Source organism: Neorhizobium sp. BT27B (assembly GCF_050455485.1).
Lineage (GTDB): Bacteria > Pseudomonadota > Alphaproteobacteria > Rhizobiales > Rhizobiaceae > Neorhizobium.
In genome coordinates this window covers 378,830-388,480 of the sequence record NZ_JBCIYT010000001.1, presented here as the reverse complement: position 1 = coordinate 388,480, position 9,651 = coordinate 378,830, and the positions used below count along the sequence as shown (strand labels likewise).

At 60.5% G+C, this 9,651-nt stretch carries 8 protein-coding genes, 1 tRNA gene and 1 pseudogene; all 10 read left to right on the top strand.

The genetic code is table 11. From position 1 onward, the window contains the following. Position 1 precedes the first annotated feature (1 nt). Positions 2–78: transfer RNA gene (locus AAIH70_RS02035), tRNA-Asp, on the top strand. 706 nt (positions 79–784) lie between these two features. Then, a complete protein-coding gene (locus AAIH70_RS02030; RefSeq protein ID WP_132273199.1) occupies positions 785–1,150 on the top strand; it encodes an NADH-quinone oxidoreductase subunit A in 366 nt (121 codons plus the stop codon). Next, positions 1,120–1,719 carry a NuoB/complex I 20 kDa subunit family protein gene (locus AAIH70_RS02025; protein WP_132273200.1) on the top strand — a complete coding sequence of 200 codons (600 nt, stop codon included), beginning with the start codon at positions 1,120–1,122 and terminating at the stop codon, positions 1,717–1,719. Before AAIH70_RS02030 ends, AAIH70_RS02025 begins: the two co-directional genes overlap by 31 nt. Before the next feature lie 11 nt (positions 1,720–1,730). After that, positions 1,731–2,333 (top strand): NADH-quinone oxidoreductase subunit C, encoded by a 603-nt coding sequence (locus tag AAIH70_RS02020; protein ID WP_132273201.1) that lies wholly within the window; start codon positions 1,731–1,733, stop codon positions 2,331–2,333. A gap of 68 nt (positions 2,334–2,401) precedes the next feature. Then, positions 2,402–3,592, top strand: coding sequence for an NADH-quinone oxidoreductase subunit D (locus tag AAIH70_RS02015; RefSeq protein ID WP_430032926.1), 1,191 nt, complete (start codon positions 2,402–2,404; stop codon positions 3,590–3,592). 52 nt (positions 3,593–3,644) lie between these two features. After that, positions 3,645–4,547, top strand: a pseudogene (gene nuoE, locus AAIH70_RS02010) (NADH-quinone oxidoreductase subunit NuoE); the annotation flags it as partial. 26 nt (positions 4,548–4,573) lie between these two features. Then, positions 4,574–5,878: an NADH-quinone oxidoreductase subunit NuoF gene (gene nuoF / locus AAIH70_RS02005; RefSeq protein WP_132273204.1), complete on the top strand. Its 1,305-nt coding sequence runs from the start codon at positions 4,574–4,576 to the stop codon at positions 5,876–5,878. Positions 5,879–5,882: 4 nt separating this feature from the next. Further along, positions 5,883–6,494 (top strand): 5' DNA nuclease, encoded by a 612-nt coding sequence (locus tag AAIH70_RS02000; protein ID WP_132273205.1) that lies wholly within the window; start codon positions 5,883–5,885, stop codon positions 6,492–6,494. Between the two features lie 2 nt (positions 6,495–6,496). Then, on the top strand, positions 6,497–8,578 hold the full coding sequence (gene nuoG / locus AAIH70_RS01995; RefSeq protein WP_132273206.1) for an NADH-quinone oxidoreductase subunit NuoG: 2,082 nt from the start codon (positions 6,497–6,499) through the stop codon (positions 8,576–8,578). Between the two features lie 10 nt (positions 8,579–8,588). Next, positions 8,589–9,635, top strand: coding sequence for an NADH-quinone oxidoreductase subunit NuoH (gene nuoH, locus AAIH70_RS01990; protein ID WP_132273207.1), 1,047 nt, complete (start codon positions 8,589–8,591; stop codon positions 9,633–9,635). Positions 9,636–9,651: the final 16 nt, after the last annotated feature.

Here is a 9,651-nt window from a genome sequence, read left to right as displayed (position 1 = left end):
AGCGGGTGTAGCTCAGTTGGTTAGAGTGCCGGCCTGTCACGCCGGAGGTCGCGGGTTCGAGCCCCGTCACTCGCGCCATTTTCTTCTCAAGGCCTTGGTCGGTTTTCGATATGCACTTCGTTGCATTTGCTAATCTTCGATTTCTCCCTTCTTGTTTTCGTGCTGCTCGTATCCACTGCGGCTGCGTCTGTCTGATTCTCCGATAGCCGATCATTCCTGCGTGCCGGGTGCGCTGCAGTATCCCCGTATTCGCAATTGCGTGATCGCTGCCGGGGAGGGCGGGGTGGGTTCTATGCGGTACCGAGATATGGTTTGCACAATATTTGGGCGGCCATGGGGCGTGTTTTGTCGTCTATCGGGGTCTTAACCCGTTGATTGCATTCGTTATGTTGTCACTGACTCTGAAGTTGATTTTTAGGCGCTTTCTGCTGCGCGCTATCGTCGCATGAAATTTTTTTTAGTGAATTCAAAGATTTGCATATCGTCACCTTGCAAAACGCAAGAAATGCCCGGAAACCTTGAGTTTTTTGCTCCTGTTAATAATTTCCGGTCATTGTCATAATTGGCTGTGAAGAGGTTTTTCCGGCGCTCCAAGGCTTTCCCGCGCATGCTGCGACGTTTCGTCGTCTTTCGTTTCATTTTGGAGTGGGGGTTGGGTGCTAAACCTCTTGCGCCGGGGGCTATCCTACGATAGTCAGCCCTTGTTGCAATGCACGTTCGCTTGACCAGTGCATAAGTGTTAGGCGTTTGCCGTTCGCTTCCGGTCAGGCAGGGATGGAATACAATGACTGAACTCCTCAGTTCCTATCTCCCGATCGCGATCTTTATCGGCATTTCCGTGGTGATTGGTCTGGCGCTGCTCATCGCGCCCTTCGCCGTGGCCTACAAGGCGCCCGATCCGGAAAAGCTTTCCGCATTCGAATGCGGTTTCAATGCCTTCGATGACGCACGCATGAAGTTCGACATCCGGTTTTACCTGGTGTCGATCCTGTTCATCATCTTCGATCTCGAAGTCGCCTTTCTGTTCCCCTGGGCTGTGTCCTTCGGTGAAATGGGCTGGTTCGGCTTCTGGTCCATGATGGTGTTCCTTGGTGTGCTCACCATCGGCTTTATCTACGAATGGAAGAAGGGGGCTCTGGAATGGGAGTGACCGGCAACACGCTCGTCGCGCAGCAGCCGAAGGGCATCCTCGATCCGGCGACCGGCAAGCCTGTCGGCGCCAATGACCCGTTCTTCACGGATGTCGACAACGAGCTTGCCGACAAGGGCTTTCTCGTCACCTCGACCGACGAGCTGATCACCTGGGCGCGCACTGGCTCGCTGATGTGGATGCAGTTCGGTCTGGCCTGTTGCGCCGTTGAGGGCCTGATGCAGGCTTCCGGCCCGCGTTACGACATGGAGCGTTTTGGTGTCGCTCCGCGCGCTTCGCCGCGCCAGTCGGACGTGATGATCGTTGCCGGCACGCTGACCAACAAGATGGCGCCAGCGCTTCGCAAGGTCTACGACCAGATGCCGGAGCCGCGTTACGTCATCTCCATGGGTTCCTGCGCCAATGGTGGCGGCTATTATCACTATTCCTATTCGGTGGTGCGCGGCTGTGACCGTGTCGTCCCGGTAGACATATACGTGCCGGGCTGTCCCCCCACGGCAGAAGCACTGCTTTACGGCGTGCTCCTGCTGCAGAAAAAGATCCGCCGCACCGGCACGATCGAGCGTTGAGGGGATAAGTCATGAGCGAAGTTCTCGAACAACTCTCCACCTATATCCGCGAAGCACGCGGCAGCCTCGTGTCGGCAGCCGAGATCGCCTACGGCGAACTCAACCTGACGACCGACCGCGACAATATCGTCGAGCTCCTTACCTTCCTGCGTGACGATCCGCAGGGTGGTTTCGTCAGCTTCATCGATGTGTCCGGCGTCGACTGGCCGCAGCGTCCCGAACGTTTCGACGTGGTCTATCACCTGCTGTCGCCGAAGCGGAATGTTCGCCTGCGTGTAAAGCTGTCGGTCGCCGAAGATGTTTCGGTTCCCTCGGTCACCGGTGTCTACAAGGGCGCCGACTGGTTCGAGCGCGAGATCTGGGATCTTTATGGCGTGCCGTTCTCCGGTCACCCGGACATGCGGCGCCTCGTCACCGATTACGGTTTCGAAGGCCATCCGCTGCGCAAGGATTTTCCGGTCACCGGTTTCGTGGAAGTTCGTTACGACGACCAGCTCAAGCGCGTCGTCTACGAACCCGTCGAGCTTCGCCAGGAGTTCCGCAATTTCGACTTCACGTCGCCATGGGAAGGCACAGATTACGTGCTGCCGGGTGACGAGAAGGCACAGCAGTAAAAAACGGGTAGGGGCCTTCCGGCTCCGCTCGCAATTCGCCATTCGCCTGACGGCGTGGAGCGCGCACAATGACTGAACATAACGTCCGCAATTTCACGATCAACTTTGGCCCGGAGCATCCTTCCGCGCACGGCGTTCTGCGTCTTGTGCTGGAGCTTGATGGCGAAATCGTGGAACGCGTCGATCCGCATATCGGCCTGCTGCATCGCGGCACCGAAAAGCTGATGGAAACCAAGACCTATCTGCAGGCGCTGCCTTACCTGGATCGTCTCGACTATGTCGCGCCGATGAACCAGGAGCATGCCTACTGTCTGGCCATCGAAAAGCTGCTCGGTCTGCAGGTGCCGATCCGCGGCCAGCTGATCCGTGTTCTCTATTCGGAAATCGGCCGTATCCTCTCGCACATCATGAACGTCACGACCCAGGCCATGGACGTCGGCGCCATGACCCCGCCGGTCTGGGGGTTCGAAGAGCGCGAAAAGCTGATGATCTTTTACGAGCGCGCCTGTGGCGCCCGTATGCACGCAGCCTATTTCCGCCCCGGTGGCGTCCATCAGGACCTGCCGCAGCAGCTGGTGGAAGATATCGGCGCGTGGTGTGACCCGTTCATCAAGGTTCTCGACGATATCGAAGGCCTGCTCACCGGCAACCGTATCTTCAAGCAGCGTAACGTCGATATCGGCGTGATCTCGCTGGAAGAGGCGTGGAACTGGAGCATGTCGGGTGTGATGATTCGCGGCTCCGGCGCTGCCTGGGACCTGCGCAAGTCGCAGCCTTACGAATGTTACGCCGAACTCGATTTCGATATCCCGATCGGCAAGAACGGTGACTGTTTCGACCGCTACCTCGTCCGCATGGCCGAGATGCGCGAATCGGTAAAGATCATGAAGCAGTGCGTTGCCCGCCTGCTGGGTGATGCCAAGACCGGCCCGATCTCGGCAACGGACGGCAAGGTGGTTCCGCCCAAGCGCGGCGAGATGAAGCGTTCGATGGAAGCGCTCATCCACCACTTCAAGCTTTACACCGAAGGTTTCCACGTGCCGGCCGGCGAAGTTTATGCCGCCGTCGAAGCGCCGAAGGGTGAGTTCGGCGTCTACCTCGTCGCCGACGGTTCCAACAAGCCATACCGCTGCAAGCTGCGCGCCCCCGGTTTCGCGCATCTGCAGGCCATGGATTACATGTCGACAGGCCACCAGCTGGCCGACGTCACGGCAATCCTGGGTTCGCTCGATATCGTGTTCGGGGAGGTGGATCGCTGATGCGCTCCCTCCCGATCATGATTGCAATATTCTGAATAGGACGTGATGTAGAATGTCTGTTCGTCGACTAGCCGAAGACCAGTTTCAGCCTGCAACCTTCGCCTTCAACGCGGAAAACACCGCTTTTGAAGCCGCGACCATTGCCAAGTATCCCGAGGGGCGCCAGCAGTCGGCGGTTATCCCGCTGTTGATGCGTGCGCAGGAACAGGACGGCTGGGTTACCAAGGCGACGATCGAATATGTCGCCGAAAAGCTGACCATGCCGTATATCCGCGTGCTGGAAGTGGCGACCTTCTACACCCAGTTCCAGCTTAAGCCGGTCGGCACCCGCGCCCATATCCAGGTCTGTGGCACCACGCCCTGCATGCTGCGCGGCTCCGACGAGCTGATCAAGGTCTGTCAGCACAAGATCCATCACGATCCCTTCCATACCAATGCCGAGGGCACGCTGTCCTGGGAAGAGGTCGAGTGTCAGGGCGCCTGCGTCAACGCTCCCATGGTCATCATCTTCAAGGATGCCTATGAGGACCTGACGCCGGAGCGCCTCGAACAGATCATCGACGAATTCGAAGCCGGCAAGGGCGCAGATGTTCCTGTCGGCCCGCAGAACGGCCGTCACCTGTCGGCACCCATCGGCGGCGCGCTGACGCTGCTCGACGATATCAAGCCGGTTCGCACCAATCTCGATCCGAAGCCGGAACCCGCCGCCGAGGCTGTGTCCGTGCCGCCGGCCGACGCCGGTCATCCGAAGGATACCGCGCCGGAAACCGACAAGTCGCTGAAGACGCCGGTCACTGCGCCGGCCGCCTCTGCTGCAAACGCCAAGGAAGCCGAAAAGGGCGAGTCGACAACGACCTCGACCAAGCCGGCTGCCAAGCGTGGTAGCAAGGCTGAAGGTGCTCCGGCAGCCGAAGGCGCCGTTGCCGGTGAAGACAAGCCAAAGCGCACGCGCAAAGCCAAGCCTGAAGGGGAGGCGTGATCATGCTTAAAGATCAGGATCGTATCTTCACGAACATCTACGGCCTCAAGGACAAGTCCCTGAAAGGCGCAATGAGCCGTGGCCACTGGGATGGCACCAAGCAGATCCTCGACAACGGTCGTGACTGGATCATCAACGAGATGAAGGCCTCCGGTCTTCGTGGTCGTGGTGGCGCCGGCTTCCCGACTGGCCTGAAATGGTCCTTCATGCCGAAGGAATCCGATGGCCGTCCGCATTACCTCGTCGTCAACGCCGACGAATCCGAGCCCGGTACCTGCAAGGACCGCGAAATCATGCGCAACGATCCGCATACGCTGATCGAGGGCTGCGTGATCGCCGGTTGCGCCATGGGTGCCCATACCGCCTACATCTATGTTCGCGGCGAATACATGCGCGAGCGTGAAGCCCTGCAGGCCGCGATCGACGAGTGCTATGACGCCGGCCTCCTCGGCAAGAACAACAAGAACGGCTGGGATTTCGACATCTACGTCCATCACGGCGCCGGTGCCTATATCTGCGGCGAAGAGACGGCGCTGCTCGAAAGCCTTGAAGGCAAGAAGGGCCAGCCGCGCCTCAAGCCTCCGTTCCCTGCCAACATGGGCCTTTACGGCTGCCCGACCACGGTCAACAACGTCGAATCGATCGCCGTTGCCCCGACCATCCTGCGTCGTGGCGCCACCTGGTTCTCGTCGCTCGGCCGTCCCAACAATGTCGGTACAAAGCTGTTCATGATCTCCGGTCACGTCAACAAGCCGTGCACCGTCGAAGAAGAAATGGGCATCACCTTCCGCGAACTGGTGGACAAGCATGCCGGCGGTATCCGCGGCGGCTGGGACAACCTTCTGGCGGTCATCCCCGGCGGCGCATCCTGCCCGATCGTTCCGGCCAAGGACATCATCGATTGCCAGATGGACTTTGATGGCCTTCGTGCCGTCGGTTCGTCGTTCGGCACCGCCGGCGCCATCGTCATGGACAAGTCCACCGACGTGATCAGGGCGATTGCCCGCATCTCGGCCTTCTTCAAGCACGAAAGCTGCGGCCAGTGCACGCCGTGCCGTGAAGGCACCGGCTGGATGTGGCGCGTGCTCGAACGCATGGTCAAGGGCAACGCCCAGAAGCGCGAAATCGACATGCTGTTCCAGGTGACCAAGCAGATCGAAGGGCATACGATCTGTGCGCTCGGCGACGCTGCTGCCTGGCCGGTTCAGGGCCTTATCCGCCATTTCCGTCCGGAAATCGAAGCACGCATCGATCAATACACCTACCGCTCGACGTCGGAAGGCGCCGTGCTGGAAGCTGCGGAGTAAGGTGATGACGTCGCCGGAGGAGAAGCATGAAGGGCAGGGGGCACCGACGGCAAAGCCGGCGTTTGGCTCGTCGTGGCCCGGCTTCGATCCGGCTTCGCTAACGCTGAACCCGATGATGGCCAATCCGGCGGCCGCCATGGCGGCGATGACGCAGATCGGCATCGAATTGCAGACACAGTTCGCGACCGCGATGTTCGGCATGATGCAGAACACCATGGAAGCCAGCCAGCGGCTGCACCGCACGCTGGAAGACATGGCCCGCGAGCCGGAAGCCACCGAGGCGGACAAGCCGGAAGCGAAGGCAGCGCCTGCGCCGAAGGCGAAAGCCGCCAAGGCTGCACCGGCCGAGGCACAAGACGATTTGAAACGGATCTCGGGTCTCGGGCCCAAGATCGAGACGAAGCTGAACGGTCTGGGCATCAAAACCCTTTCCGAGATCGCCGGATGGAGCACCGAGCAGGCTGCCCGTGTCGATGCGGAACTTGGCCTTGATGGCCGCGTGACGCGCGACGACTGGGTGGGCCAGGCCAAGGCTCTGACGTCGGGTACAGCACAGGAATTGCCACCGGTTAAGGCTGCGGCCCGCAAGACCGGCGGACGGAAAAACAGGACGTAACGATGACGAAGCTCAAGGTTGACGGCAAGGAAATCGAGGTTCCGGACCACTTCACGCTGCTGCAGGCATGCGAGGAGGCGGGTGCCGAAGTGCCGCGTTTCTGTTTCCACGAACGTCTGTCTGTCGCCGGCAACTGCCGTATGTGTCTGGTCGAGGTAAAGGGTGGCCCGCCGAAGCCGGCAGCCTCCTGCGCCATGGGCGTGCGCGATATCCGCGGCGGCCCGAACGGCGAGCTTCCGGAAGTCTTCACCAACACGCCGATGGTCAAGAAGGCCCGCGAAGGCGTGATGGAATTCCTGCTGATCAACCACCCGCTGGATTGCCCGATCTGCGACCAGGGCGGTGAATGCGACCTGCAGGACCAGGCCATGGCGTTTGGTATCGACAGTTCGCGCTATACCGAAAACAAGCGCGCCGTCGAAGACAAGTATATCGGCCCGCTGGTCAAGACCGTGATGAACCGCTGCATTCACTGCACGCGCTGCGTCCGCTTCACCACCGAAGTCGGCGGCATTTCCGAGCTTGGCCTGATCGGCCGTGGCGAAGACGCCGAGATCACCACCTATCTCGAGCAGGCAATGACCTCGGAGCTGCAGGGCAACGTTGTTGACCTCTGCCCGGTCGGCGCGCTCACCTCGCGTCCGTTCGCCTTCACCGCCCGTCCGTGGGAGCTGAACAAGACCGAATCCATCGACGTGATGGATGCAGTCGGTTCGGCCATCCGCGTCGATACCCGTGGCCGCGAAGTCATGCGCATCATGCCGCGTGTCAACGAAGCCGTGAACGAAGAGTGGATTTCGGACAAGACCCGCTTCATCTGGGATGGCCTGAAGACCCAGCGTCTCGACCGTCCTTACGTGCGCCGCGACGGTCGCCTGCAGGCAGCCTCCTGGGGTGAAGCCTTTGCCGCCATCAAGACGGCGGTCTCTGGCGCTGCCGCCAACAAGATCGGCGCCATCGCCGGCGACATCGCCTCGGTTGAGGAAATGTACGCGCTGAAGGCGCTGATTTCCTCGCTCGGTTCGGAAAACATCGATTGTCGCCAGGACGGTTCGGCCTTCGACCCGTCTCTCGGCCGCGCAAGCTATATTTTTAACCCGACGATCGAAGGCATTGAAAAGGCTGACGCTTTGTTGATCGTGGGTTCCAACCCGCGCTTTGAAGCCGCCGTCCTCAACGCCCGCATCCGCAAGCGTTTCCGTCGCGGCAATTTCCCGATCGGCCTGATCGGCGAAGCCGGCGAAATGCGTTGGGATTACGAATATCTCGGTGCCGGCCCGGACACGCTGACCGACCTCGTCGAAAACGGCAACGCCTTCATCGACAAGCTGACCGCCGCCAAGAACCCGATGATCATCGTTGGCCCCGGTGCCGTTGCCCGCGCTGACGGTCAGGCCATTCTGGCGCTCGCTGCCCGTCTCGCCGCATCAGTTGGTGCTATCACCGAAGACTGGAACGGTTTTGGCGTTCTCCACACCGCAGCCTCGCGCGTCGGCGGCCTCGATCTCGGCTTCGTGCCGGGCAAGAACGGCGTCAACGCAGCCGAAATGCTGAAGTCGATGGACGTTCTTTTCCTTCTCGGCGCTGACGAACTCGCCTTCGCAACCAAGGGCGCAAAGTTTACCGTCTATATCGGCAGCCACGGCGATGCCGGCGCACATGCCGCCGACGTCATCCTGCCGGCCGCGACCTATACCGAAAAGTCGGGCACCTGGGTCAACCTCGAAGGCCGCGTCCAGATGGGCAACCGCGCGGGCTTCGCACCGGGCGAAGCCCGCGAAGACTGGGCGATCCTGCGTGCGCTGTCCGACGTTCTCGGCCACAAGCTGCCGTTCGACAGCCTGTCTGCGCTGCGTGCCAAGCTTTATGCCGAATTCCCGCATTTCGCCGAAATCGACGAAGTGGCAGCCGGCACCGGCGAACAGGTAGCCAAGCTTTCGCAGGCTGGCGGTCGCGCCGACAAGGCGGCCTTCGTGTCGTCGGTCAAGGACTTCTATTTGACGAACCCAATCGCCCGCGCTTCCGCCGTCATGGCAGAATGCTCGGCATTGGCCCGCAACAACTTCCAGGTTGCAGCGGAGTAAGGGCAGGACAATGGATTCTATCTTCTCGACCTATATCTGGCCGGCCCTCATCATGGTGGGGCATTCCCTGCTGACGCTGGTCTGCCTGCTGGTCTTCATCGCCTTCATCCTGCTCGCCGACCGTAAGGTCTGGGCGAACGTTCAGCTGCGTCGCGGCCCCAACGTCGTTGGTCCGTTCGGCCTGTTCCAGTCGTTTGCCGACTTGCTCAAGTTCATCCTGAAGGAGCCGATCATTCCGGCTGGCGCCAACAAGGTGGTCTTCCTGCTTGCGCCGCTGGTCTCGGTGGTTCTGGCGCTCGCCACCTGGGCGGTCATCCCGCTCAACGATGGCTGGGCTGTCGCCAACATCAATGTCGGCATCCTCTACATTTTTGCGATCTCCTCGCTCGAAGTCTACGGCGTCATCATGGCCGGCTGGGCGTCGAACTCGAAATACCCGTTCCTCGGCGCGCTCCGCTCGGCGGCGCAGATGGTGTCCTACGAAGTCTCGATCGGTATCGTCATCGTCACCGTTCTGCTCTGCGTCGGTTCGCTGAACCTGCAGGATATCGTCTACGCGCAGAAGACCGGCCTCGGCACGATGATCGGCCTGCCGAACTCGTTCCTCGACTGGCACTGGCTGTCGCTGTTCCCGATGTTCGTGATCTTCTTCATCTCGGGTCTGGCTGAAACCAACCGTCCGCCATTCGACCTTCCGGAAGCGGAATCGGAACTCGTCGCCGGTTACATGGTCGAGTATTCGTCTGCCCCGTACATGATGCTGATGCTCAGCGAATATGCTGCCATCATGCTCATCTGCGCGCTGACCACGATCCTCTTCCTCGGAGGCTGGTTGCCGCCGTTCGACTTCTGGCTGATCAACTGGGTTCCGGGCATCATCTGGTTCCTGATCAAGGTCTGCATGGTCTTCTTCGGCTTCGCCATGGCCAAGGCCATCGTGCCGCGCTACCGCTATGACCAGTTGATGCGTCTCGGCTGGAAGGTCTTCCTTCCGCTCTCGCTCGGCATGCTGGTGATTGTTGCATTCGTACTGAAGCTGACGGGATGGGCTGGCTGATGATGGCTCACCCCTC